This window comes from Mesorhizobium alhagi CCNWXJ12-2 (assembly GCF_000236565.1).
GTDB lineage: Bacteria > Pseudomonadota > Alphaproteobacteria > Rhizobiales > Rhizobiaceae > Allomesorhizobium > Allomesorhizobium alhagi.
This window is the reverse complement of the sequence record NZ_AHAM01000029.1, coordinates 1-24,619: the sequence shown is the minus strand read 5'-3', so window position 1 is coordinate 24,619 and position 24,619 is coordinate 1. Positions and strand designations below refer to the sequence as shown.

The 24,619-nt window shown below is 63.0% G+C and carries 27 protein-coding genes, 1 tRNA gene and 1 pseudogene; 15 read left to right on the top strand and 14 right to left on the bottom strand.

What is annotated here, in order from left to right:
- The 3 genes from MAXJ12_RS03985 to MAXJ12_RS38665 all read right to left on the bottom strand — a co-directional run.
- The coding region (locus MAXJ12_RS03985) for an error-prone DNA polymerase (RefSeq protein WP_008834481.1) at positions 1-2,537 on the bottom strand (2,537 nt) is incomplete at its 3' end.
- Positions 2,534-3,964: a DUF6504 family protein gene (locus MAXJ12_RS03980; protein ID WP_008834480.1), complete on the bottom strand. Its 1,431-nt coding sequence runs from the start codon at positions 3,962-3,964 to the stop codon at positions 2,534-2,536. The genes MAXJ12_RS03985 and MAXJ12_RS03980, both read right to left, overlap by 4 nt.
- Positions 3,957-4,919 (bottom strand): ImuA family protein, encoded by a 963-nt coding sequence (locus MAXJ12_RS38665; RefSeq protein WP_008834479.1) that lies wholly within the window; start codon positions 4,917-4,919, stop codon positions 3,957-3,959. Before MAXJ12_RS38665 ends, MAXJ12_RS03980 begins: the two co-directional genes overlap by 8 nt.
- 248 nt (positions 4,920-5,167) lie before the next feature.
- On the opposite strand from MAXJ12_RS38665, the gene MAXJ12_RS03970 reads away from it, so the two are divergent.
- The gene (locus MAXJ12_RS03970; RefSeq protein ID WP_008834478.1) at positions 5,168-5,602 is read left to right on the top strand and encodes a metallopeptidase family protein; all 435 of its coding nucleotides are present in this window, start codon (positions 5,168-5,170) and stop codon (positions 5,600-5,602) included.
- A 107-nt stretch (positions 5,603-5,709) separates the two neighbouring features.
- Here the strand turns inward: MAXJ12_RS03970 and MAXJ12_RS03965 are convergent, their stop codons facing one another.
- Both MAXJ12_RS03965 and MAXJ12_RS03960 read right to left on the bottom strand, forming a co-directional pair.
- On the bottom strand, positions 5,710-5,916 hold the full coding sequence (locus tag MAXJ12_RS03965) for a DUF1737 domain-containing protein (protein ID WP_008834477.1): 207 nt from the start codon (positions 5,914-5,916) through the stop codon (positions 5,710-5,712).
- Positions 5,913-6,803 (bottom strand): HpcH/HpaI aldolase/citrate lyase family protein, encoded by an 891-nt coding sequence (locus tag MAXJ12_RS03960; RefSeq protein WP_008834476.1) that lies wholly within the window; start codon positions 6,801-6,803, stop codon positions 5,913-5,915. Before MAXJ12_RS03960 ends, MAXJ12_RS03965 begins: the two co-directional genes overlap by 4 nt.
- A gap of 97 nt (positions 6,804-6,900) precedes the next feature.
- Between MAXJ12_RS03960 and MAXJ12_RS03955 the strand changes: the two genes are divergently transcribed.
- Positions 6,901-8,070, top strand: coding sequence for an NAD(P)/FAD-dependent oxidoreductase (locus MAXJ12_RS03955; RefSeq protein ID WP_008834475.1), 1,170 nt, complete (start codon positions 6,901-6,903; stop codon positions 8,068-8,070).
- 11 nt (positions 8,071-8,081) lie between these two features.
- On the opposite strand, the gene MAXJ12_RS03950 is transcribed toward MAXJ12_RS03955, so the two are convergent.
- A complete protein-coding gene (locus MAXJ12_RS03950; RefSeq protein ID WP_008834474.1) occupies positions 8,082-8,336 on the bottom strand; it encodes a TFIIB-type zinc ribbon-containing protein in 255 nt (84 codons plus the stop codon).
- 162 nt (positions 8,337-8,498) lie between these two features.
- Between MAXJ12_RS03950 and leuD the strand changes: the two genes are divergently transcribed.
- The 4 genes from leuD to leuB all read left to right on the top strand — a co-directional run bounded on the left by leuD (position 8,499) and on the right by leuB (position 11,970).
- A complete protein-coding gene (leuD, locus tag MAXJ12_RS03945) occupies positions 8,499-9,104 on the top strand; it encodes a 3-isopropylmalate dehydratase small subunit (RefSeq protein ID WP_008834473.1) in 606 nt (201 codons plus the stop codon).
- Positions 9,101-9,496 (top strand): RidA family protein, encoded by a 396-nt coding sequence (locus MAXJ12_RS03940; RefSeq protein ID WP_008834472.1) that lies wholly within the window; start codon positions 9,101-9,103, stop codon positions 9,494-9,496. The genes leuD and MAXJ12_RS03940 overlap by 4 nt, the downstream gene beginning before the upstream one ends.
- The gene (locus MAXJ12_RS03935) at positions 9,493-10,791 is read left to right on the top strand and encodes an NAD(P)H-dependent oxidoreductase (RefSeq protein ID WP_008834471.1); all 1,299 of its coding nucleotides are present in this window, start codon (positions 9,493-9,495) and stop codon (positions 10,789-10,791) included. The genes MAXJ12_RS03940 and MAXJ12_RS03935 overlap by 4 nt, the downstream gene beginning before the upstream one ends.
- Positions 10,792-10,866: 75 nt before the next feature.
- Positions 10,867-11,970: a 3-isopropylmalate dehydrogenase gene (gene leuB, locus MAXJ12_RS03930; protein WP_008834470.1), complete on the top strand. Its 1,104-nt coding sequence runs from the start codon at positions 10,867-10,869 to the stop codon at positions 11,968-11,970.
- 51 nt (positions 11,971-12,021) lie between these two features.
- On the opposite strand, the gene MAXJ12_RS03925 is transcribed toward leuB, so the two are convergent.
- Together MAXJ12_RS03925 and MAXJ12_RS03920 are read right to left on the bottom strand one after the other, a co-directional pair.
- Positions 12,022-12,471, bottom strand: a complete 450-nt coding sequence (locus MAXJ12_RS03925) for a DUF6644 family protein (protein ID WP_008834469.1) — start codon at positions 12,469-12,471, stop codon at positions 12,022-12,024.
- 14 nt (positions 12,472-12,485) lie between these two features.
- Complete coding sequence (locus tag MAXJ12_RS03920; protein WP_008834468.1) at positions 12,486-12,875, bottom strand: DUF6152 family protein; 390 nt, start codon at positions 12,873-12,875, stop codon at positions 12,486-12,488.
- A 187-nt stretch (positions 12,876-13,062) separates the two neighbouring features.
- Between MAXJ12_RS03920 and MAXJ12_RS39580 the strand changes: the two genes are divergently transcribed.
- The 3 genes from MAXJ12_RS39580 to MAXJ12_RS03910 all read left to right on the top strand — a co-directional run bounded on the left by MAXJ12_RS39580 (position 13,063) and on the right by MAXJ12_RS03910 (position 14,783).
- Complete coding sequence (locus MAXJ12_RS39580; protein ID WP_008834467.1) at positions 13,063-13,191, top strand: hypothetical protein; 129 nt, start codon at positions 13,063-13,065, stop codon at positions 13,189-13,191.
- 107 nt (positions 13,192-13,298) lie between these two features.
- Positions 13,299-14,333: an aspartate-semialdehyde dehydrogenase gene (locus MAXJ12_RS03915; protein WP_008834466.1), complete on the top strand. Its 1,035-nt coding sequence runs from the start codon at positions 13,299-13,301 to the stop codon at positions 14,331-14,333.
- Positions 14,334-14,783 carry a GNAT family N-acetyltransferase gene (locus tag MAXJ12_RS03910; RefSeq protein ID WP_008834465.1) on the top strand — a complete coding sequence of 150 codons (450 nt, stop codon included), beginning with the start codon at positions 14,334-14,336 and terminating at the stop codon, positions 14,781-14,783.
- A gap of 611 nt (positions 14,784-15,394) precedes the next feature.
- Here the strand turns inward: MAXJ12_RS03910 and MAXJ12_RS03905 are convergent.
- The 4 genes and pseudogenes from MAXJ12_RS03905 to MAXJ12_RS03890 all read right to left on the bottom strand — a co-directional run bounded on the left by MAXJ12_RS03905 (position 15,395) and on the right by MAXJ12_RS03890 (position 18,018).
- Positions 15,395-15,625: a Trm112 family protein gene (locus MAXJ12_RS03905; RefSeq protein WP_008834464.1), complete on the bottom strand. Its 231-nt coding sequence runs from the start codon at positions 15,623-15,625 to the stop codon at positions 15,395-15,397.
- 23 nt (positions 15,626-15,648) lie between these two features.
- Positions 15,649-16,320 (bottom strand): LON peptidase substrate-binding domain-containing protein, encoded by a 672-nt coding sequence (locus MAXJ12_RS03900; protein ID WP_008834463.1) that lies wholly within the window; start codon positions 16,318-16,320, stop codon positions 15,649-15,651.
- A gap of 117 nt (positions 16,321-16,437) precedes the next feature.
- Positions 16,438-17,514, bottom strand: a complete 1,077-nt coding sequence (gene trxA, locus MAXJ12_RS03895; protein ID WP_008834462.1) for a thioredoxin — start codon at positions 17,512-17,514, stop codon at positions 16,438-16,440.
- Between the two features lie 7 nt (positions 17,515-17,521).
- Positions 17,522-18,018 (bottom strand): annotated as a pseudogene (locus MAXJ12_RS03890) (prolyl-tRNA synthetase associated domain-containing protein).
- 196 nt (positions 18,019-18,214) lie between these two features.
- Between MAXJ12_RS03890 and MAXJ12_RS03885 the strand changes: the two are divergent.
- The 6 genes from MAXJ12_RS03885 (at position 18,215) to MAXJ12_RS03860 (ending at position 22,998) form a co-directional block, all read left to right on the top strand.
- Positions 18,215-18,289 (top strand) — tRNA-Gly (locus MAXJ12_RS03885).
- A 165-nt stretch (positions 18,290-18,454) separates the two neighbouring features.
- Positions 18,455-19,288, top strand: a complete 834-nt coding sequence (locus tag MAXJ12_RS03880; protein ID WP_008834461.1) for a cytochrome c oxidase subunit II — start codon at positions 18,455-18,457, stop codon at positions 19,286-19,288.
- Positions 19,289-19,381: 93 nt separating this feature from the next.
- Entirely contained in the window at positions 19,382-21,157 is a 1,776-nt protein-coding gene (locus MAXJ12_RS03875; protein WP_008834460.1) for a cytochrome c oxidase subunit I, read from the top strand.
- Positions 21,154-21,861 (top strand): cytochrome c oxidase subunit 3, encoded by a 708-nt coding sequence (locus tag MAXJ12_RS03870; protein WP_008834459.1) that lies wholly within the window; start codon positions 21,154-21,156, stop codon positions 21,859-21,861. The genes MAXJ12_RS03875 and MAXJ12_RS03870 overlap by 4 nt, the downstream gene beginning before the upstream one ends.
- A 12-nt stretch (positions 21,862-21,873) precedes the next feature.
- Entirely contained in the window at positions 21,874-22,596 is a 723-nt protein-coding gene (locus tag MAXJ12_RS03865) for a heme-copper oxidase subunit III family protein (protein WP_008834458.1), read from the top strand.
- A 9-nt stretch (positions 22,597-22,605) separates the two neighbouring features.
- Positions 22,606-22,998, top strand: coding sequence for a cytochrome C oxidase subunit IV family protein (locus MAXJ12_RS03860; RefSeq protein ID WP_008834457.1), 393 nt, complete (start codon positions 22,606-22,608; stop codon positions 22,996-22,998).
- 75 nt (positions 22,999-23,073) lie between these two features.
- On the opposite strand, the gene MAXJ12_RS03855 is transcribed toward MAXJ12_RS03860, so the two are convergent.
- Both MAXJ12_RS03855 and MAXJ12_RS03850 read right to left on the bottom strand, forming a co-directional pair.
- Positions 23,074-23,904, bottom strand: coding sequence for a DUF2189 domain-containing protein (locus tag MAXJ12_RS03855; RefSeq protein ID WP_008834456.1), 831 nt, complete (start codon positions 23,902-23,904; stop codon positions 23,074-23,076).
- Between the two features lie 318 nt (positions 23,905-24,222).
- Positions 24,223-24,619 (bottom strand): UbiA family prenyltransferase (locus MAXJ12_RS03850; RefSeq protein ID WP_008834454.1); only part of this gene is annotated, 397 nt, incomplete at its 5' end.

The following is a 24,619-nucleotide window of genomic DNA, read 5'->3' as shown; positions in this document are numbered from 1 at the left end:
AGCCCCTTGCCCTGCCGGAAGCCGAGCCGGACCGCATGACGAGCCTTGATCACGCCTCGCATTTCAGCGTGACGAGCGGCAATCCGCGAGGGATCGAAGGGGACTTCCTCCAGTTTGCAATCCCAGTCGGAATGGTTGATGTCGACCGGCCTGATCTCGATACCGTGCTCCTCGGCGTCGCGCACGAGCTGCGCCGGCCTGTAGAAACCCATGGGCTGGGAATTCAGGATCGCGGCGCAGAAGACATCGGGATAATAGGTCTTGAACCAGCAGGAGGCGTAGACCAGCAGCGCGAAAGACGCGGCATGGCTCTCGGGAAAACCGTACTCGCCAAAACCCTCGATCTGCTTGAAACAGCGCTCGGCGAACTCCTGCGGATAACCGCGAGACACCATGCCCTTGATCATTCTTTCGCGATAATTGCCGATTGTTCCCGTGCGCTTGAACGTCGCCATGGCGCGCCGCAGCTGATCGGCTTCGCCGGGCTCGAACCCTCCGGCGACGATCGCGATTTTCATGGCCTGTTCCTGAAATAGGGGCACGCCGAGAGTCTTGTGCAGTATCTGCCTAAGTTCCGGAGTGTGGTACTCGATGCCTTCCTTGCCTTGCCGCCGGCGCAGATAGGGATGCACCATATCTCCCTGGATCGGGCCGGGTCGCACGATCGCCACTTCGATGACGAGATCGTAGAATTCGCGCGGGCGAAGCCGTGGCAGCATCGACATCTGCGCGCGGGACTCGATCTGGAAGACGCCGATCGTATCAGCGCGGCAGATCATGTCGTAGACATTTTTGTCCTCGGCCGGGATGGTAGCCAATTCGACCGGTCGCCCATGCGCGTCGTGGACACCGTAATGGCTTTCGAGCATGTCGAAGGCGCGGCGCAGGCATGAAAGCATGCCGAGCGCCAGAACATCCACTTTCAGAATGCCGACGGCATCGAGGTCGTCCTTGTCCCATTCGACCATCTTGCGCTCGTCCATGGCCGTTTTCATGATCGGGACGATCTCGTCGAGGCGATCTCTGGTAATGACGAAGCCGCCGACATGCTGCGACAGATGGCGCGGAAATCCCAGAATGTCGTTCGCGCGGGCGATCACATGCCGGGTCCGCAGGTCGGACTTGTCGAGGCCGGCCGCCTTGGCCTCCTTTTCGCTGAGTTCCGAAGCGGACCAGCCCCATATCGAACCCGAAAGGGCAGACATGACGTCGTCCGAGAGACCCAGGGATTTCGAGACCTCCCTGAGCGCAGAACGGCCGCGATAGGTCACGACCGCTGCGGCCAGCGCGGTGCGCTTCTGGCTGTATTTTTCGTAGATGTACCCGATGACCTTGTCGCGCTTCTCGTGCTCGAAATCGACATCGATATCGGGCGGCTCGTTGCGCTCGACCGAAATGAACCGCTCGAAGAGATGGTCGATGATGTCTGGCCCAACATCGGTGATCCGAAGACAGAAGCAGATGACTGAATTGGCGGCCGAGCCCCGGCCCTGGCAGAGGATATTCTGCGAGCGGGCGAATTTCATGATGTCGTGGACCGTGAGGAAATAGCGGGCGTAATTCAGTTTCGAGACAATGGCGAGTTCGTGCCGCAGCAGTTGTTCGATCCTTTCAGGCACGCCGTCCGGATAGCGGTCCCGGGCGCCTTCCCAGCTCAGCCGTTCGAGTTCCGCCTGTGGAGGAAGTCCGGATTCCGTCGGCTCGTCGGGATAATTGTGCTTCAACTCCGCCAGCGAAAACCTCAGCGTCTTCGCAAAACGCACCGTCTCGGCCAGCGCTTGCGGGTACTGGCGGAAAAGGCGCGCCATCTCTGCCGGCGGCTTCAGATGACGTTCGGCATTGGCCTTCAATTCCAGACCGGCTTCGGCGACCGGAACATTCAGCCGGATAGCGGTCAGCACATCCTGAAGCGGGCGGCGCTCCGGCACGTGATAGAGGATGTCGTTGATCGCCATCAGCGGCAGGCCCGCCGCCGCCGCCATGTCGGCCGCCTGCTCGATGCGAAAGCGGTCATTGCCGCCATAATCCGGTGAGACGGCGAGCCACACCGACTTTCTGAAACGCTTGCGGAGCAGATGCAGGAAATCGAGCTCGTCCGCCGTTTCTTTCGCAAGGCCGGGGATGACGGCAAGCGACATGCAATCCCCCCATTCGATGAGATCGTCCCGATAGACGAGCGGCGCGCCCTTCTCGCTCTCATCGCGCATATTGGCCTGGGTGAGCAGACGGCAGAGATGCCCCCAGCCTTTCCTGTCCTGCGGGTAGGCGAGCACATCCGGCGTGCCGTCGGCAAAAACGAGCCGGCAACCGGGATGGTAAGGAAGCTGGATGGGATCGGCGTCTTCCGAAAGTTTGATATGCTTGGACTGGCTCCAGGCGCGCACCACGCCGGCGACCGTATTTCGGTCCGCAAGACCCATTCCGGCATGACCGAGAAGGCAGGCGGCAAGGACAAGCTCCTCCGGTTTGGAGGCGCCGCGCAGGAATGAAAAATTCGACTGGACGGCAAATTCGATATAGGCGGCCGGAGCGTTCATGCGGAAAATCCCTGCATGTACCAGCGCGGATTTGACCCCGGAACGCCGTAAAGTCCTTCGCGGTAAAGCCAGTAACGATGGCCGTTTGAATCCTCGACGCGAAAATAATCCCGGGTCTCGGCGTCACTTTCCTGCCTCCACCATTCCGGAGCGATGCGTTCGGGCCCTTCCGCACGCGCGACCCGGTGCAGGGCGCGCCTCCAATGGAAATGCGGCGGCGCACCTTCCGGTACTTCGGTCATCGGAACGTGAATCGGCTCAGGGCGGATAAAGAGGCGGAGCGGGCGTTCGGGAAAAGAGTTGCAGGATGCCGGCAAATTTTCCCCGCCGGACCTGGAAGGCTCGACCCTTTCGGGTTTCATTTCGTCGAAGGCAAGCAGCGCTGCCGCCCGTTCGGGCAGATGGCTCTCGACGAGCATCGGTTTCAGCAAGGTATTTCTGCCCAGGCGCGCCCGGACGCGATCGGCGAACAATGCGATGTCCTCGTCATTGGATGCTGTTTCGCCGGTGAGATCGCCCTGTTCTGTTTCGAATAGCGTGGTGGAGAAGGCCGAGAGGCGGACGAGATCAAAACCATAGCCGACCTCGATGCTTGTTTCGAGCGCGGCAAGCCTTTCGTGAAAAAGCTTGCCGATGAGGTGCGGCTCGCGAATAGGCATCGACGCGCCGACCGCGACGCGGCTGACGGCCCCATCCACCCGGAAAAGACAAAGTTCGAGCGCCCGGGCGCCTTCGCCGCGGCGTTCAAGATCCCGCTTGAGGCCCGCGGAAAGCATCAGCACAAGGCGCTCGATATCCTCGATCAGCACTATGGGCTCGGCGAAATGCCGCTCCACCGAAAGCGACGCCACGGGGAGGCGTGGCGATATGGCTTCTTCGATCCTGCCCAGCGCCTGATCGAGCCGGACCAGCAGCACAGCGCCGAAGCGGCGGACAAGCGGAGCGCGGGACGCCGCCATTACCGATCCGACGGTCCTCAGGCCAACGCTCTCCAGACCGGTACGGACGCCGGGATCGAGACGCAGGGCTGAGAGCGGGAGCGGCTCCATGAAATGCTTCTCCTGCCCTTCGGGGAGGATGCCGTTTCCTGATGAAAACCGCGCCGCCGCCCAGGCGGCGCCTGTCGTGGAGGCCAGGCCGGCGCGAACGTCGAAGCCTTGCTGGAAAAGCCGCGCCAAAAGATCGTTGAGCAGCGCCTTTTCGCCGCCGAAAAGATGCGCGCAGCCGGAGATGTCGAGAAAAAGACCATCCACTCCGTCCAGCGCCACCAGCGGCGTGTAGCGATCGCACCAGTCGGCCAGGCTTTCGAGCAGCCTCAGATCCGCCGCCGGCTCTGCCTCGATAATTTCAATCGAGGGATACATCGCGCGCGCATCGGCAATGCCCATGCCGCGTTTCAGCCGCAACGCCTCAGCCTGTTCATCCAAGGCGGCGATGCACTGGGAGTTCTTCTCCTGGCGGCTGATGACCAGCGGCGAACTCTTCGGGCCGGAACGCCAGAACCGTCCCAGTCTTTTGCGCAATATGCGTTCCGCGCTGAGATACGGGAACCATAGGGACAGGATTCTCCGCGCGTCTTTCCGTGAAACTGTGCTCATGGGGGTTCCATTCCAACGTGAATTGCGTTGGCGGCGAGGTTCGGTTCTTGCTGATGGCGATTGTGAAGCCGGGGGGGCCGATCGAGCCGGCGAGCGGACCAGAGAAGGTGCGCCGCAGCCCGGAGGGCGCGGACGACACCACAAGCCGGACGGGCGCGGCTGTCGGCTCGGGTCGGGCGGCCTGGCGCAGCAGAAACACAGGCCGGCCAGCTTCCCGGGCGCGAAAATGCAGCCGCCGTGTCGTCGCAAGATCCAGATGTGAAGGGTTGCCGCGAATTTCGAGGAGAACCGCCGAGAACCCCTTCAGCCGCGCGGCTTCCTCGGCGATCCAAAGAGCGTCCGCAAGCTTCGGCGTCTGTGCAACCATAAGCCGGGCTGGATCGATATTGTAGAGGGAGAACATTCCAGGCGCGTAGGGGAAACCAGCCTCCCGGAAAACTTCCGAAGTTCCGATCCACAGCATCGGCGCTGCGACCGGGCCAGGAGAAACGGACATGACGGCCAAGGTAAAGCCGGCCGCGGCGGCGGCATCGCGTGTTGCCGGGCCATGAATTTCTGTGAGCGCTGCCTTCGGCAGGCCCCCGCCGAGAGCTGCATCGAACCGTTCGGCGCCGGTGGCCAAAAAGCTCCGCTCCCGCCGGACAAGCCCGTGACGGCGAAGCAGAGCCTCGCCTGTCGCATCCTTTTCAACCTCACCAAGATGCTCGGCAAGCCGCCCTTCGATCTTTGCGATTTTCCGGCGCAGGGCAAAAACGGTCTCCTGCGCCAAGGCGGATGTCGCCATGACGGTCTGCTTCCCGGGCTCTTGTTCCTGTTATGTTCCTATAGATTCCAGAGGCCGACTGGAGAGTCAAGCGAGTCGTTAGAAGAATTTATTCCTCAATCATTGCAATGAAGGCATGTGCCAGCGCTGGAAGCGGCCGTTACGCTGCCTGCCGCGTCGCTGGGCATCGAGGTCTAATTTATCCATCGTCCCGCAAAGCCCTCGAAAGCCGCCGGCCAAACGGCTATATGCCGTCAAAAGGAAAAAGAATGGCCCGCATCTACAAGACCCGCGCCTGGCACGACCAGCTTTCGCCCTCGATTGAGGAAATGGAGTTCCTGGCGCTGGAGGCTTATGCGCATCTGCCCGAGGATTTTCGCAAGCTGACTGGCGAAGTCATCATCCAGATCGCGGAATTTCCGACCGACGAGATCATGGACGACCTGTCGCTGGAGACGCCTTTCGACCTACTCGGCCTGTTCGAGGGCCGCGGCATCGCCGAGCGCTGGAACCCGCAGACCGGCGAGGGTCCCAACCGCGTGACGCTCTACCGCCGCGCTATCCTCGACTACTGGGCCGAGAACGAGGAGACGCTCGGCGACATCGTCACTCATGTGCTGATCCACGAAATCGGCCATCATTTTGGGCTCAGCGACGACGATATGGAAGCGTTGGAGGTCGCCGCCGACCAGGCGCAGACGTGATCGGCGCATCGAGCGCGTAGAGAGCGTTTCTGTTCAGCAGAGGCAGCTATGCCCCTACCCTGCCCTCTCCCGTGATCCTTCGACAAGCTCAGGACGGCGAGGGCCGATCAATAATCGCTGAGTTTCATTCCCGGCTCGTATTCGACGCCGTCGATATCCTTCACCACCGCTTGCCCGCAGCGCATGCTCTTGGTCTCGGCGTCGAAAGCATAGGTCGGCGAGCCGAACAGATGCCAGCCCTTGCTCACCGCGTCGGTCACCTTGTGGCAGAAGCTCGCATCGTCGGGTCCGGTGAGATAGCGGTAGAGTTTCATTCGTTTGCTCCTTTGATCGCCGCTGCTTTCGCCAGCAGTTTTTCTGCCTGGATGAGATGAAGCCGTTCGACCATGCGGCCGTCGAGCGCCAGCACGTTTTTTCCGGCATTTTCCGGCAGCTCGAACGCCGCCACGATTTCAGCCGCTTCGGCCAGCGCCTCCGGCGATGGCGAAAACACCGTATTGGCCTGCTCTATCTGCGAGGGATGGATCAGTGTCTTGCCATTAAAGCCCATGGCGACCGCCTCGCCGCACTCGCGGGAAAATGCCTCGACGTCGCGGAAATCATTGGCGACGCCGTCCAGAATGTCGAGGCCGCCGGCACGCGCAGCCAGCACCATCTGCATCAACCAGGGCGTGAGGTAGCGCCGGTCGGCCGTTGGGAGTATGCCGGTTTCCTTGACCAGATCGTTGGTTCCGGCGACGAGGCATGAAAGCCGCGCGGCCGGATCACGGCCGAGTTCGGCGATGGCCGCGATGTTGACGAGCGCGCGCGGCGTCTCGATCATCGCCCAGAGCCGCAGGCTCTCGGGCGTATCTTTGTCGTCGAGCAAGTCGCCGGGCTCCAGCACGTCGCGTGGCGTGTCGACCTTGGGAAGCAGGATGCCGTCTGGCGCGCAGGCTATAGCCGCCAGGAGATCGTCGGCGCCCCACTCGCCGTCAAGCGGATTGATGCGGATGAGGATTTCGCGCGGGCCGGCGGGGCGGTTGGCGAATATCGCTTTCAGGCTCTCGCGGGCCGGGATCTTGTCTGCGGGCGCCACCGAATCCTCGAGGTCGAGGATGACCGCGTCGCAGGCGAGCGACGGGATTTTCGCCACGGCCCGCGCGTTGGAGGCGGGGACATAAAGCACCGAACGGCGCGGTGAATAATTCGATTGCGGCATTTGGACTTCATGCCCGCCAATCTTGGCCCTTGCAAGTCCTTGCCCGGCAGTGCTTGAAGCGGCTTCTTCATTAAGGCCGGACAGTCGGGGACAGCGCATGGCGCGATATGATGTGGTGATCATCGGCGGGGCGATCGTCGGAAGCTCGATAGCCTATTATTTGCGCGAGGAGGGATTTTCCGGTTCGATCGCGCTTGTGGAGCGCGACCCGCAATTCACCCACTCGGCAACGACCCTGTCCTGCGCCTCTATAAGACAGCAGTTTTCCATTCCCGAGAACATAAGGCTTTCGCAGTTCACGCTGGCGCTGTTCCGCCGGCTGGAACGGGAATTCGGCCACGGCGCCGATATCGGCTTTCGCGAGGGCGGCTATCTGATCCTGGCGGGCGAAAACGGGCTGCCGATCCTCGAGCAGAACCACGGGGTGCAGATGGCCGAAGGCGCCGATATCGTGCTGGAGGATGCGGCTGCGCTGGAGCGGCGGTTCTCGTGGCTTTCGACGGAGGGCATCACGGCCGGGGCTTTCGGGCGCACCGGCGAGGGCTGGTTCGACGCGCATGCCATGCTGATGCTGTTTCGCAAGGCGCTGCGCGCAAAGAACATCGATTTCATAGCCCAGACGGTCACCGGCATCGAGCGCGATGGCGGGCGGGTGACATCAGTCATGCTCGACAATGGCGACAGGCTGGAGGCGGGTACGGTCATCAATGCGGCGGGGCCGTCGGCCGGCAAGGTTGCTGCAATGGCCGGGCTGGCGCTTCCGGTCGAGCCGCGCAAGCGCAGCGTCTTCGTGTTCGAGGCGATGGAGAAATTCGCTGACATGCCGCTGCTGGTCGATCCGAGCGGCATCTATGTCAGGCCGGAAGGCTCGGTCTACATCACCGGCGGCGCCGAGCCTGAAGAGCGCGACGGCCCCGCCGACCCGGCCGATTTCGACCCGGACTGGCCGCTTTTCGAGGAGGTGATCTGGCCGGTCCTGGCGACGCGCATCCCGGCCTTCGAGGCGATCAAGCCGACCCGCGCCTGGGCCGGCCATTACGACTACAACACGCTCGACCAGAACGCCGTCATCGGACCGCATCCGGAGGTTGGGAATTTCGTCTTTGCCAACGGCTTCTCGGGCCATGGTCTGCAGCAGGCGCCGGCGGTCGGCAAGGCAATCGCCGAACTGCTGGTCCATGGCGGGCATCGCACGATCGACTGCTCGGCCTTCGGCTATGCGCGGATCGCCGAAAACAGGCCTTTCCGCGAACTCAACGTGATCTGAGGGCGCGAGCCTTAGAAGTCAAAAATCTCGCCGAGCAGCGACTTTTTCTTCTTGTACGGCCGATGCTCCTGATAGGAGCGCTGCTCCCGGCCGTAGCGATCATCGTCGCGAGGCTTTTGATAGCTCTCCTCCGGGGCGGATCGCTCGATGATCTTGTCAAGCTCGCCGCGGTCGAGCCAGACGCCGCGGCATTTCGGGCAGTAGTCGATCTCGATGCCCTGACGCTCGGCCATCACCAGTTCGGTATTATCCAGAGGACACTGCATCGTTGCTCCTTGGTCTGATTTTCCTGAAGCGCAGATAGGGAGGCAGGGAGGCACTTCAAGCAATGCAGGTCTGGCCGGGCGCATCGCTGCTCTTTGATTCGGCGCGCGATTTGTGTAGAGCGGGGGCAAGGAATTTCCGGAACGACATTCAGGCTTAAAACCATGGAAAAATTCAACAAGCTCACCGGCGTCGCCGCCCCCTTGCCGATCGTCAATGTCGATACCGACATGATCATCCCCAAGGACTATCTGAAGACGATCAAGCGCACTGGGCTCGGCACCGGCCTGTTCGCCGAGATGCGCTACAATGATGACGGGTCGGAGAACCCGGATTTCGTGCTCAACAAGCCGGCCTACCGCAAGGCGCAAATCCTGGTCGCCGGCGACAATTTCGGCTGCGGCTCGAGCCGCGAGCATGCGCCCTGGGCGCTGCTCGACTTCGGCATTCGCTGCGTCATCTCGACCAGCTTCGCTGACATTTTCTACAACAACTGCTTCAAGAACGGCATTTTGCCGATCACCGTCAGCCCGGAAGACCTGGAAAAATTGATGGACGACGCCTCGCGCGGCTCCAACGCCACGCTCTCCATCGATCTCGAGGCCAAGGAAATCCGGGGGCCGGATGGCGGCGTGGTGAAGTTCGACCTCGACGAGTTCAAGCGGCACTGCCTCTTGAACGGCCTCGACGACATCGGCCTGACGCTGGAAAAGGCCTCGTCGATCGACAGCTTCGAGAAGAGGAACGCCGAGAGCCGGCCCTGGGCATGACGCGAAAGCTCATCTCTACCGGCTCGCCTTTCGAGAAGGCTGCCGGCTATTCGCGCGCCGTGGTGCAGGGCGACTGGTGTTTCGTTTCCGGAACGACCGGCTACGACTATGCGACCATGACGATGCCGGAGAGCGTCGAGGCGCAGGCCCGCAACTGCCTGGCGACGATTTCCAGGGCGCTGGAAGAAGGCGGCTTCTCGCTCGCCGATGTGGTCCGCGCGCATTACTACATCACCGACGCGGATTTCGTTGACCGCGTCTTTCCGATCCTGGGCGAGGCCTTCGGCGACATACGTCCCGCCGCCACCATGATTGTCTGCGGCCTGAACAAGCCCGAGATGAAGATCGAGATCGAGGTGACCGCGCTGCGGCGCGGGTCGGGACCGGCATGAACCTCTACTCCCTCCTGCAGGCGCGCGCCGCCGAGGGCAAACCGGTCAGGGCCGGCCTGATCGGCGCCGGCAAGTTCGGCTCGATGTTCCTCTCGCAAGTGCCCACCACGCCGGGGCTCGAGGTCGCGGTGATCGCCGATCTCGATCCGGAACGCGCCAGGCACGCCTGCCGGGCAGTGGGCTGGGAGGAGGAGCGGATCGCGGCAACGATTTTTGTCGAGGACGGACGCGACCTCTGCGCCCGTGACGTCGACGTCGTTATCGACGCAACCGGCTCGCCGCAGGCCGGCGTGATCCACGCGCTCACAGCCATCGACAACGGCAAGCATATCGTCATGGTCAATGTCGAGGCCGACGTCCTTGCCGGGCCGGCACTGGCGGCGCGGGCACGGAAGGCCGGCATCGTCTATTCCATGGCCTATGGCGACCAGCCGGCGCTGGTCGCCGAGATGGTCGACTGGGCGCGCGCGGCCGGCTTTCGCGTCCAGGCAGCCGGCAAGGGCACGAAATACCTTCCGGCCTACCATCAGGTGACGCCCGACGATGTCTGGACCCATTACGGACTGACGCCCGAGGCCGCGCGAGCCGCGGGCATGAACAGCCAGATGTTCAATTCCTTTCTCGACGGCACCAAATCGGCGATCGAGATGGCGGCGATCGCCAATGCCTGCGAGCTCGACGTTCCGGAGGACGGGCTGTTGTTTCCGCCATGCGGCGTCGATGACCTGGCGCATGTACTGCGGCCGCGCGAGGCGGGGGGCCAGCTTCAAGGCGACGGCATGGTGGAGGTCGTCTCCTCGCTGGAGCGCGACGGCCGCCCGGTGTTCCGCGACCTCCGTTGGGGCGTCTATGTGGTGCTCGAAGCGCCGAACGACTATGCCGCGGCCTGCTTCCGGCAATACGGGCTGCCGGTCGATTCCACCGGCCGCTATGCCGCCATGTACAAGCCGTTCCACCTGATCGGGCTGGAGCTCGGCATTTCGGTGCTGAGCGCGGCATTGCGCGGCGAGCCGACGGGCCAGAGCCGCGTCTTCCGGGGCGATGCCGTGGCAGTGGCCAAGCGCGACCTGGAGCCTGGCGAGATGCTCGACGGCGAGGGCGGCTACACCGTCTGGGGGAAGCTCCTGCCGGCGAGAAGATCGTTGGCCATGAAGGCGCTGCCGATCGGCCTCGCGCATGGCGTCAAGCTGGTTCGACCCATACCCGCCGGGCAGGCGATAACTTTCGACGATATCGAGCCGCCGCCGGACAGTCCGGCCCTGCAGCTTCGCCGAGAAGCCGAGGCGATGATTTAGACGAAGGCGGCGCTTGCGTGCAGCCGGCTGCACGTCTAGCAAAGCGCCGGCTCCCAAATTCCGAAAGGTTGTTCCATGGCATCGCGCAAGCTCCTCCTTCTCCCCGGCGACGGCATTGGCCCCGAAGCGATGGCGGAGGTGCGAAAACTGATCGCTGCGATGAACGAGAACTTTGGCTCGGGCTTCGAGACCGAGGAAGGGCTGGTCGGCGGCTCGGCCTATGACGCGCATGGAGCGGCGATTTCGGATGCCGACATGGACAAGGCAATGGCCGCCGACGCCGTGCTGTTCGGTGCGGTGGGTGGCCCGAAATGGGACTCCGTTCCCTACGAGGTTCGCCCCGAAGCCGGTCTTTTGCGCCTGCGCAAGGACATGCAGCTCTTCGCCAATCTCAGGCCTGCAATCTGCTATCCGGCGCTGGCGGCATCGTCGTCGCTAAAACCGGAGGTGGTCGAGGGCCTCGACATATTGATCGTGCGCGAGCTGACCGGCGGCGTCTATTTCGGCGAACCGAAGGAGATCATCGACCTCGGCAACGGCCAGAAGCGCGGCATCGACACGCAGGTCTACGACACGTTCGAGATCGAGCGCATTTCGGGCGTTGCTTTCGAGCTGGCGCGGACCCGCAAGAACCACGTCACCTCGATGGAAAAGCGCAACGTCATGAAGTCTGGCGTGCTGTGGAACGAGGTGGTGACGCAGACGCACAAGGCGAAATATGCCGACGTGAAGCTCGATCACATGTTGGCCGACGCCGGCGGCATGCAGCTTGTCCGCTGGCCAAAGCAGTTCGACGTGATCGTGACCGACAATCTGTTCGGCGACATGCTGTCGGACGTCGCGGCGATGCTGACCGGCTCGCTCGGCATGCTGCCGTCGGCCTCGCTCGGCGCGCCCGACGCGATGACTGGCAAGCGCAAGGCGCTTTACGAGCCGGTGCACGGATCGGCGCCGGACATTGCCGGCCAGGGCGTTGCCAATCCGATCGCCATGATCGCGTCGTTTGCGATGTGCCTGCGCTACTCGTTCAACATGGTGGCGGAAGCCGACCGGCTGGAAGCGGCGATCTCAGCCGTACTCAACGAGGGCCTGCGCACGAAAGATATTCTTTCGGCGGGCACGACCGAGGTCGGCACCGTTCAGATGGGCGACGCCATTATCTCGAGGTTTCTGGGGTAGCGGCAACGTAGGGGCGGCGGTTTCCTATGCTGTTCGCCCAGGCGCCCTGCCTCACATGAAGCCGATAAAGCGCCCGGCGAAAAGCACGGCGGTCCACAAGACGATCGAGGCCGCTGCCGGCAATTTGAGACCTTCTTTCTCGTTGCCTCCGGCCAGCCGCTGGAACAGGATGAAATTAACACCGGCCAGCACGATCAACCCCATCTTTGCGAGAAAAACCGGCATCGCCGCATATTCGCTGGCCCGGATAGCGAACATCAACGGTCCGGTGAGCAATGCGCCGCAGAAGGCCGCGAGCGCGACCCGGCGGAGCAGCCGCACAAAGGGCGCCCGCTCGACACTGGAAAAAGCGCCGAGGACGCGAAGATCCATCAGTAGCACGCTGGTCCAGAGCGCGCCGATCGACATTATGTGCAAGGCATTGACGATCGGATAGGTGAAGAACGAACTTTTGACGGCACGAACCGCGCCGAGCTGTTCGATGGCTTCCCAAAATTCCATTTCGGCGGCGGAGTTCAGTTCGACGGAACGCGGTCCGGATAGACGTCGTAGGTCTGGCCCTTGACGATGATCCTGACCGCCTTCATGTGCTTCTCGGTTTCATCGCGGGACCGGTTGCCGATCGCCGTCACCTCGTCGCCAACCGCCGCGGTGTCCTCCGTGAAGCCGGCATTTGCCGTGGCGCGCGGCGTCGCCAGGTCGACCCGCCAGACCTCACCGTTGGCTTCCACATCCAGCGTCGGATGCGGATTGCCGTAATCGATGGCGGTGATTGTGCCGGTCAGTTCGAAAAATCCGTCTTGCGTCCACGCCCAGCCATGATGCGCCGAGGCTGGGAGCGCCAAGGCGCCGAGGGCGGCCGCGCCGAGTACGATCCGGCGAATGAAAATTGGCAGCGATCGCATGTTGATCTCCTTGTCTGCCCGTTCAGGTTCAGGTTAGGGCGGCGGATTGCGCAGTCAAATCACAACCCGGCGATGTGCGCCCGGCAGCGGGGGGCGCGCGGGATGCCGAGGGAGGCTATCCCGCCTCGTTGGCTCGGTTGACTCCTAACGTAAACCGCGTCATACGCCACGCGTTACGGAGATTTCCATGCGCGGCCTCTTGATGGCGCTCTTTGCATTCGACTTTCCCGGCCACGATTCCGATCGTGCCGGACGCGAACGCGCATCCTTCCGTTCCACCAAAACCACGGCCAAAGCGACCACCAAAACGGTCTGATTTCCCTTGGCCTGCTCACCCTCTCCCGGGTCCGGCCCGGGGATGGAACCTGCTCCGGCCGGGCGGGTTTTTTCCAGAAGCGAGCGGAGAGGGACAGGAGAACTGACATGGGTTTCAAGGTTGCGATCGTCGGCGCCACGGGCAATGTGGGCCGGGAAATGCTCAATATTCTCGAGGAGCGCGGTTTTCCCGTCGACGAGGTCGTGGCGCTCGCCTCGCGCCGCTCGCTCGGCACCGAAGTGTCGTTCGGCGACCGTACGCTGAAGGTCAAGGTGCTCGATACCTACGACTTTTCCGACACCGATCTGTGCATCATGTCGGCCGGCGGCAACGTCTCGAAGGAATGGTCGCCCAAGATCGGCAAGCAGGGCTGCGTCGTCATCGATAATTCGTCGGCTTTCCGCTACGATCAGGACGTGCCTCTGATCGTGCCGGAGGTCAATCCGGACGCCATCTCGCTCTTCACGCGGAAAAACATCATCGCCAACCCGAACTGCTCGACGGCCCAGCTCGTCGTGGCGCTGAAGCCGCTGCACGACCAGGCCACGATCAAGCGCGTGGTGGTGGCGACCTATCAGTCGGTTTCGGGCGCCGGCAAGGAAGGCATGGACGAACTGTTCACGCAGACCCGCGCGGTGTTCGTCGCCGACCCGGTCGAGGCCAAGAAATTCACCAAGCGCATCGCCTTCAACGTCATCCCGCATATCGACGTATTCATGGATGACGGCTTCACCAAGGAAGAGTGGAAGATGGTCGCCGAGACCAAGAAGATGCTCGACCCGAAGATCAAGCTGACAGCGACCTGCGTGCGCGTGCCGGTTTTCATCGGCCACTCGGAAGCCGTCAATGTCGAGTTCGAGAAGCCGATTACGGCCGACGAGGCGCGGCATATTCTGCGCGACGCGCCGGGCTGCCTGGTCGTCGACAAGCAGGAAGACGGCGGCTACGCCACGCCGATCGATTCGGCCGGCGAGGACGCCACCTATATCTCCCGCATCCGCGAGGATTCGACGGTCGACAACGGCCTGTCGATGTGGATCGTCTCCGACAATCTGCGCAAGGGCGCGGCGCTCAATGCGGTGCAGATCGCCGAGCTGCTGGTCGAGCGCGGGCTGATCACCCCGAAGAAGAAGGCCGCCTGATTGCCATCCGCCGATGTGGCGCTGCGTCCGGCCGCCGGGTCGGACGCTCGCGACATCGCACGGATCATGCGGGCGGCGCTTGGATCGTTCGCCTGGATGCCGACGGTGCATACGCCTGACGAAGACCTGGCCTTCATCAGCGGGATCGTTCTGCCGCTGCAACGCGTGACGGTTGCCGAAGCCGCCAAAAGCATCGTCGGCTTCATTGCAGTCCATGGCGAATGGGTGGAACAGCTTTACATCGACCCCGCCTGGACCGGGCGAGGCATCGGCAGCCGGCTCCTCGAACAGGCGACCGCCGGCATGACGGAAGTGAAGCTGCACTGTTTCCAGGCAAATTCCGGTGCGCGGCGTTTCTATGAACGACACGGATTCACAGCCGCAAAGTTCGGCGACGGCTCCGGAAACGAAGAGCGGCTTCCCGACATTCAGTATCTGAGGCGGCGCTGACGCGCGCTTCGCGAGGCACCAGTAGCCCTCATGGTGAGACTGCCGCGGCCTTTTCCACGGAGAGAAGGTCAATTGCCTCGGCATGCGCTTCTCCCTTGCCACGCTGCCTTTCGGCCCTGGCCATTGCAAGCCCTTCGACAGGCTCAGGAGTCGGGAAGACGGGCGGGCAAGAAAGCACCGCACGAATTCGTAAAAAAGAACAGGCACTCCCATGCCCGCCCGTCCGGTGTCTGTCGCCACGGTCGACCGGTCACACGCCCCGCTCCATGTTCTTTCCATGGACAATGGCGCGCGGATGATCCGCCTGCCTTCCGCAAAGCATTGGCGCTTCGCATCGGGAATGCCGGCCCGTCGGACGCCCTCGGAGGTCGTGGGAACCGAATCCACGCCGGGAGGTCACCGCCGCCCTCCCAATCCCCGGTCCGGAACCGGTTCCCGCAAGGGCGATGGACGGATTATGCGGGCGCGTCAGAGGGTGTGAACAAACGAGCGGAAAAAATTCTCTCGCCGGCTGCTATGCCATTGATCCGCAAGGTGTAATTTTTTATTCGGGCCGGAGCAGGGTGGATTCTATCCACATTTGAGCGCTCGCAGCGACCCCTCCGCGAGCTTCATTCCCGGCGCGAGCGGGCGGAGCGGGCAGGTTCGGCGTCCGGATCGACGGTGCGCGCCTCCGAAGGCAGCATCACCGGGATGCCGTCGCGCACCGGATAGGCGAGCTTGGCCAGCCGCGAATAGAGTTCGGATTTCTCCTCGTCCCAGACCAGCGGCCCCTTGGTCAGCGGGCAGGCGAGCAGTTCCAGCAGCCTGGCGTCGATTTTCGGCTTTTCTTCCTTACGCATCTGCTTCCCCCAGGTCGGCGCGGCTATTGCAGGCTGGAGCCGAACTCATCGTCTTCGCGCGCCAGCGCCATTTCGGTGATCGCGATCAGCGTATCGGCGCGCGTCTTCAAGTCCGGCGCCTCGAGCAGCGCCTGCTTTTCGGCCGCGCCGTAAGGCGCCATCATCGACAGCGCGTTCACCAGCATGGCGTTTTCGGCGCGGCTGACGCTGTCCCAGTCGGCCTCCAGATCGTTGGCCTGCAGATAGGCGCGGAAGGCCTTGAGGAGAGCCGGCCGGTTGACGTCTCCGGCGGTCGGGTCCTCCTTCAGATCGGCCAGGAATGGCATGATGCGGCACTGCCTGAACGGCGTCTTCACAGCCATCTCCTCGGCGATCCGGTAGCGGCAAACGCCCTGCAGCGAAATCAGATAGCGCCCGTCGCCGGTTTCGGCGAGCGATGTGATCCGGCCGAGGCATCCGACCTCGCAGATCTCCGGCTCGTCATCATCGCGCATCGACCCGTCGAGGGCCGGCTGCACCATGCCGATCAGCCGCGTTCCCGCCATGACCTCGTCGATCATCTGCAGATAGCGCGGTTCGAAGATATTGAGCGGCATGCGCCCGCCCGGCAGCAGCAGCGCCCCGGACAGCGGGAAAACCGCTGCTACGGCAGGCAGATCGGATGGGAGCCGGTAGTGGGCGTTTCCCGCCTGCATCTCATTCTCCGTTCCGGCGATAGCCTTGAATCTGGAGCATCTGCCGGAATCCGCAAGTCAATTTCAAAGTCCCCGAAATGGACCGGCCGAAGCATGTTCCATCGACCGGGTATGCCGTTACGAAAACAGCAGCGACGACAGTTTGCGCCGCGCAGCCAGCGTCACCTCGTCGGTCAGGCCCCAGGCCTCGAAGAACTGCAGGAGCTGGGCGCGGGCGCCGTCATCCTTCCACGTCCTGTCCGCCTTGACGATGGCCAGCAGATTGTCGGCGGCCTCCTGCCGCATGCCGAGCGCGTTCTGGATCATGGCGAGGTCGAAGCGCGCCTGATGGTCGTTCGGATCGGCGGCAAGGCGGCGCTCCAGTTCGCCCGGATCGCCGAGCGCCGCGGCCTGTTCGGCGAGAGCGAGCTTGGCGCGGATGGCGGCGAGCGCCGGAGCATCCTTCTTGTCTTCCGGGGCGCGCGCCAGAATTTCCTGCGCAGCCGCTCTGTCTCCGGCCTCGAACAGGATGTCGGCAAGGCCGGCGATCGCGTCGATATTGTCGGGAGCCTGCGCCAGAACCGCGTCGTAGATCTGCGCAGCGCCCTGCAGGTCGCCCGCCTCACGGGCTTCCGTCGCCGCGGCCAATGCCTCGGTGATCTGCGCCTGGCCGCCGCCGCCCTTGCCGGCGACCTTGTCAATGAAATCGCGGATCTGGCTTTCGGGGATGGCGCCCATGAAGCCGTCGACCGGCTGGCCGTCCTTGAAGGCGATAACGGCCGGGATCGACTGGATGCCGAGCTGGCCGGCAATGGCCGGGTGCTCGTCGATGTTCATCTTGACCAGCTTGACCCTGCCGCCGGCGGCCTGCACCGCTTTTTCGAGGGCCGGCGCGAGCTGCTTGCACGGGCCGCACCAGGGCGCCCAGAAATCGACCAGCACCGGCTGACGGCGCGATTCCTGGATCACATCGGCGGCGAAGCTCTTGGTGGAGACATCCTTGACCGCGAAGGGTTCAGCCATCAGCGGCGTTCCAGTCGCCGGACCGGGAGCGGGCTCGCGCCGCGGCTGGCCGTTGCCGTATTGCACGCTGGTGGAATACTGGCTTCCCATCCCGCCGAACGGATTGTCCTTGGTGTTCATTGCTGCCCTTTCGGTCGCTGCCGGCCCGCCGTTGCGGCGCTGCCGCCAATGCTGGCGGCTCTGCGCCACCATGTGGCATTCATGCCGATACTTTCAAGACATGAGGCTCGTGTCCGGTCGCCCGCACGAAGGCCAGAAGATCGCCGCCGGCGATCGAGGTGGTCGCCTCGTTGGTGAGGGGATGCGCGTTGACGATCTCTTCGCGCATCAGCGCCTCGTCGATGACGAACTTCACCCGGCCGGCCGTGTCGTTGATCAGGCCGAAGGCGGTCACCGCGCCGGGCGCGACGCCCAAAAGTTCCATCAGCGGCTCCGGCTGCCGAAGGAGACCCGTCCGGCCGCGCCGATGACATGGTGGATCTGCTTCAAATCCACTTCCGCCTCTTCGCCGACGGTGACCAGGAAAAAATTGTCCTTCTTGTCCTTGAGGAACAGGTTCTTGGTGTGCCCGCCGGGAATCTCGCCGCGGAGCGCCTGCGAATCGGCGACCGTGAACAGCGGCGGATGGGATTTTGTCCGGACCGGAATGCCGAGACCGTCGAGATAGGCAAAAAGGTCTTCGGGCGATTTAGGCATGGCTGCAATTTTCCGGAGCGAATGCTGGTCGGCACCGGTTTATGACCAAAGCCGGCCGCAAGACAAGACCGGAAGCGGCGGGCGCAGCCGAAGCCTGGGACGGGCAAAATCGTCGCACGAAGACCCCGCCATTTCCCTGTTGCAATCGGCTCGCTCTTCGGCCATATAAGCGCGGCTTGCGGCGGACGCCGTGCGAGCGGGTGTAGCTCAGGGGTAGAGCACAACCTTGCCAAGGTTGGGGTCGAGCGTTCGAATCGCTTCACCCGCTCCAGTTTCTTCCAGGAAATCAAGCAAACGAAAAGCCGCGGAATTCCGCGGCTTTTTCGCGTCTGCCCGCGACAAAACCGCGCAATGGAATTCTCGCGGCAAATCACGCTATGATGCTTCGGCATTCCGCGGGATTGGAGGTTTCCCCGGATTGCGGAGGAACCGGGGCATGGCGATTGCGCTTGTACTCGTTCTGGTCGTGGTGGGCTCGGTCCTGTTCCACGCCTTCAGTCCTTGGTGGTGGACGCCCATCGCCTCGAACTGGGGCTATATCGACTCGACGCTGATCATCACATTCTGGATCACCGGCGCGGTGTTTGCCGCCGTCGTGCTGTTCATGGCCTACTGCGTCTGGCGTTTCCGCCACAAGGAAGGCAACGTCGCCCACTATGAGCCGGAGAACAAGCGGCTCGAATGGTGGCTGACCATCCTGACCGGGCTCGGCGTCACCGCCATGCTGGTTCCCGGCCTGTTCGTCTGGAACCAGTTCATCACGGTTCCCGCCGACGCCACCGAAGTAGAGGTCATCGCCCAGCAATGGCAATGGAGCTATCGCCTGCCGGGCGCGGACGGTAAGCTCGGCACGTCCGACAGCCGCCTGATCAATGCGGAAAATCCCTTAGGCATCAATCCGGACGATCCCAACGGCCAGGACGACCTGGTCGTCGAGGCCGCCGACCTGCATTTGCCGATGGACAAGCCGGTGAAGATGCTGCTGCGCTCGATCGACGTGCTGCACGATTTCTACGTGCCCGAGTTCCGCGCCAAGATGGACATGATCCCCGGTTCGGTCACCTATTTCTGGTTCACGCCGACGCGGACGGGAACCTTCGAGGTGCTGTGCGCGGAGCTTTGCGGCACCGGGCACGGATTCATGCGCGGCATCGTCATGATCGATACCGCGGAAGACTACGCCACCTGGCTCGGCGAGCAGTCGACATTCGCGCAATTGTCGGCGCCCGAACAGGTCGGCGCGGCCGAAGAAGCAGTGGTGCGGCCTTGAACGGGGAGGCCGTGGGGTAAGGGACAGGGACTTTCGAGCGGCCGGGCCTGAACACGCCGCGGGCCTCGCCGGAAGGAACAAGGAGGCGAACCGATGGTCGATGCCACACATGGCGCCGTAGATGTCATTCCGCCTGCGGAAGTTCCAGAGGTCGAACTCTACCATCCGCATAGCTGGTGGACCAAATACGTCTTCTCGCAAGATGCCAAGGTCATAGCCATCCAGTATTCGGGCACCGCGATAGCCATCGGCATGGTGGCGCTGGTGCTGTCCTGGCTGATGCGGCTTCAGCTCGGCTTCCCCGGCACCTTCGACTTCATCACGCCCGAAGCTTATTACCAGTTCATCACCATGCACGGCATGATCATGGTGATCTACCTGCTCACCGCGCTCTTCCTCGGCGGCTTCGGCAATTACCTGATCCCGCTGATGGTCGGCGCGCGCGACATGGCGTTCCCCTATGTAAACATGCTCTCCTACTGGATCTATCTGGTCGCGGTGCTGGTGCTGGTCGCGAGCTTCTTCGCCCCCGGCGGCCCGACCGGCGCCGGCTGGACGCTGTATCCGCCGCAGGCCATCCTCGGCGGCACGCCGGGCGGCCAGCAGGCCGGCATCATCCTGATGCTGGTCTCGCTGATCCTGTTCATCATCGGCTTCACCATGGGCGGTCTGAATTACGTCGTCACCGTGCTGCAGGGCCGCACCCGCGGCATGACCCTGATGCGCCTGCCTTTGACCGTGTGGGGCATCTTCACCGCCACGGTGATGGCGCTGCTGGCCTTCCCCGCGCTGTTCGTGGCCAGCGTGATGATGCTGTTCGACCGCGTCCTCGGCACCAGCTTCTTCATGCCCGCCCTGGTCGAGATGGGCGAGCAGCTGAGCTATGGCGGCGGCAGCCCGATCCTGTTCCAGCATTTGTTCTGGTTCTTCGGCCACCCGGAGGTTTATATCGTCGCGCTGCCGGCCTTCGGCATCGTCTCCGACCTGATCTCGACCCACGCGCGCAAGAACATCTTCGGCTATCGCATGATGGTGTGGGCGATCATAATCATCGGCGCGCTCTCCTTCATCGTCTGGGCGCACCACATGTATGTCTCGGGCATGCATCCCTATTTCGGCTTCTTCTTCGCAACGACAACACTGATCATCGCGGTACCTACCGCCATCAAGGTCTACAATTGGGTGCTGACCCTGTGGCGCGGCGACATCCACCTGACGCTGCCGATGCTGTTTGCGCTGGCCTTTATCGTCACCTTCGTCAATGGCGGCCTGACCGGGCTGTTCCTCGGCAATGTCGTTGTCGACGTGCCGCTCTCGGACACGATGTTCGTCGTCGCGCACTTCCACATGGTAATGGGTGTCGCCCCGATCATGGTTATCTTCGGCGCGATCTACCACTGGTACCCGAAGATCACCGGGCGGATGATGAATGAAGCGATGGGCCAGTTCCACTTCTGGATCACCTTCGTCGGCGCCTATGCGATCTTCTTCCCGATGCACTATGTCGGGCTGGTCGGCGTCCCCCGCCGCTATCCTGAAATCGGCGAACCGGCCTTCATCACCGCACCGGTGGAAAATCTCAACGCCTTCATCTCGGTGGCCGCGCTCGTCGTCGGCTTCGCGCAGCTGGTGTTCCTCTTCAACCTGATCTGGAGCATCTGGTACGGCCGCGAGGCGGGCGGCAATCCATGGCGTGCCACCACGCTCGAATGGCAGACATCCGAAACGCCGCCCCCGCATGGCAATTTCGGCAAGGAGCTGCCGATCGTCTACCGCTGGGCCTATGATTACAGCGTGCCGGGGGCGAAGGAGGATTTCATAGCCCAGAACGATCCCGGAACCGGCAAGACCGCCACGGGGCTGGCATGAGCGTCATACTGGTCTTCCTGCTCGTGATCGCCGGCATCGCCGGCTGGTGGCTGTCCCACCAGGGGCTGATGTCGAAGCCCTGGCTCGAGCACGGGCCGGCAGCCGCTTTTCCGGACACGGACGTGACCGGCATGCCGACCGCCAAGGTAGGGCTCGGCGTGTTCCTGGCCGTCGTCGGCTGCCTGTTCGCGCTGTTCGCCAGCGCCTACTTCATGCGCATGGAGCTGTCGGACTGGCAGCCGCTGCCGATCCCGCCGCTGCTGTGGCTGAACACCGGGGTGCTGGTTCTTTCCAGCGTGGCGCTGCAGTGCGCCGTTATCGCCGCGCACCGCGGCCAGATCGACATGGTGCGGCTCGGCCTCGTCACAGGCGGGCTGACCGCGCTCGCCTTCCTCGCCGGTCAGCTCGTCGTCTGGCGTGATCTTTCGGCCAGCGGCTATTTCCTGGAAGCCAATCCGGCCAACAGCTTCTTCTACATGATCACCGGCATGCACGGGCTGCACATTCTGGGCGGCCTGGTGGCGCTGGCGCGGACGATTTCGGGAGCCTGGGGACGACGCTACCAGCCCGAGCGGCTTCGGCTCAGTGTCGAGCTCTGCGCCATGTACTGGCATTTCCTGCTCTTCGTCTGGTTCGCGGTGTTCGTGCTGCTCGCCGGCTGGGCAGCCGACTTCATCGATATTTGCCGACAACTGCTGACCTGAAGGACAAAGCGGATGGCAGAGACGACGCTGACGAACACGACCGGGATCGGCCCGCGGCCGGACGGCTTGCGAGGCATCGCTTCGGACTGGTCTTCCGACCAGCGGGCGTTCAAGAACGTCTCCTGGGGCAAGGCCATGATGTGGATCTTCCTCCTGTCCGACACCTTCATCTTCGGCTGCTTCCTGCTCGCCTACATGACCGCGCGCATGTCGACTGTGGTGCCTTGGCCCAATGCCAGCGAAGTTTTCAGCCTGCATATCGGCGGTGTGAGCGTTCCGCTGCTCTTGATCGCCATCATGACCTTCGTCCTGATCTCGTCGTCCGGCACCATGGCGATGGCGGTGATGCAGGGCTATCGGCGCAACCGCAAGATGTCGGCGATCCTGATGCTGGTCACCGCCGCGCTCGGCGCGACCTTCGTCGGCATGCAGGCCTTCGAATGGACCAAGCTGATCAGCGAGGGCGTGCGGCCCTGGGGCAATCCATGGGGCGCAGAGCAGTTCGGCGCGACCTTCTTCATGATCACGGGCTTCCACGGCACCCATGTCACGATCGGCGTGATCTTCCTGCTCATCGTGGCGCGGAAGGTCTGGCGCGGCGACTACGATGTCGGCGAGCGCGGCTTTTTCACAAGCCGAAGAGGCAATTACGAGAGCGTCGAGATCATGGGCCTTTACTGGCACTTCGTCGATCTCGTCTGGGTCTTCATCTTCGCATTTTTCTATCTGTGGTGAGAGGCGGACATGGCTGAAGCAACGGCACACGGTTCGGAACATAGCGCGCATGCTCACGGGCATGATGCGACGACGACGGCGCATGCAGAGGTGCACCAGGAGCACCCGATCAGGCTCTATCTCATCGTCTGGCTCTGGCTGTTCATTCTCAGCGCCTGTTCCTATTTCGTCGATTATGTCGGCTTCGAGGGCTACCTCAGATGGACGCTGATCCTGATCTTCATGGTGCTGAAGGCAGGGCTGATCGTCGCCGTGTTCATGCACATGGCGTTTGAACGGCCGGCGCTCAGCTGGGCGATCTTGCTGCCGCCGGTGGCGGTGCTGGTTTTCGTGGCGCTGATGGTCTTCGAATCCGACTATACGGCCCTGACCCGCATGAACTTCTTCGGCACCGGCGGGTAGGCGAAGGCTGAGCATGCTTCCTTGACAGCGAGGCGACCCGGTATCGGGCGCCTCGCTGTCATTTATGCCTGATCCTCAGTGCTTAACACGCCGCCTCTTGGCCGGCGGGGTTTCGACCACCTTGCGGTAAAGATGCCAGGTGGAATGGCCGAGCACCGGGATGACGATGGCCAGGCCGACGAAAAGCGGCAGCGACCCGGCAACCAGCGCGACCGCTACGATCAGACCCCACAAGACAATCGGCACGGGGTTTGCGATCATCACGCGGGCCGATGTTTCGATGGCGGCATACGCGCCGACGTCCCGGTCGAGAAGCAGCGGAAAGGCGATGACCGTGGTGCTGAGCACCACCAGCGCGAACAGGAAGCCGATCGCATTGCCGAGCAGTATCAGCGTCCAGCCCCGTTGGGTGGTGAACACGTCGGACACGAAACCCGTGATCGACGTCGGCACGTCGGCGCCGTAAAGCCAATTGAACAGCGCCTGGGCGGCGAGCAGCCAGGCTATGAACAGCCCCAGGAGCATCGCGCCGACGGCAAGAATCGCCGGGATAGCCGGTGAGTTCCGCACCTCGAGCGCATGCGTCCAGGACGAGTCGAGATTGAGTTCCCGCCGCCGACTGATTTCATAAAGTCCGAGCGCGGCCAAAGGTCCGAGCAAGGCGAAACCGGTGATGAGCGGATAGATGAGCTGCAGGGCATTGCCGCCGGACGTCCATGTGATCAGGATCACACCGATGACGGGGTAGATCAGGCACAAAAAGACATAATGCGACGGCTTTTCCCAGAAATCGTCGAGCCCTCGACGCAGCGCGTCGAAAACATCCGCGATCGATATCTGGCGAACCGTGGGTTGAGCCACGGCCTTCTTCTTGTTGGGGCCTGCAAGCACGTGAAAATTCGCCATGACCATTTTCCTCCTGGACCAGGTCCGGTGGGGTCGCGATTCACGGTGCTGCCGTCCAGCGTGACTGGTCACGCGAAACCGCGACCTGCACCGACGTCAACATAACTTGCCCGAGACGATTTGTCGCCCCCATCTGCGCACGGCCAACCGCTCTTCTGGCCTTTGCGGGTTTTCTTGGGTACGCTGGCCAAAACGACTTTGGGGGGCCAGGTCATGGACGCAAAGACGGTGTTCATTCTCGGCCTGGGCACGGCCGTCCTGCTCCTGCTCGGTTTCTGCGCAGTCCCATTGTGAGCGCAGGGAACGGCTCCAGCCGCCTCAACCGAGCGCCCGCGCTGCAATGCTGTCGCCGAGCAGCACGGCAAAGATCGCAAAAAGATAGACGATCGAATAGGCAAACAACGCCTTGGCATTCCTCATGCCCGCATCGGGTGCGGCGAGCGCTTTCCACGCATACCAGACAAAGCCCGCGCCGAGCGCCGCCGACGCCAGCCCGTAGACGCCGCTCGCAAAGCCGGACAGCCAGGGCGCCACGCCGACGGGCGCCAGCAGCAGCGAATAGGCGAGGATCTGCTTGCGGGTCGAAGCTTCGCCCGCGACGTTCGGCATCATCGGTATTCCGGCGGCGGCGTAGTCGCCGGCCTTGAACAGGGCAAGCGCCCAGAAATGCGGCGGCGTCCAGAAGAAGATGATGAGGAAAAGGATCACGCTCTCC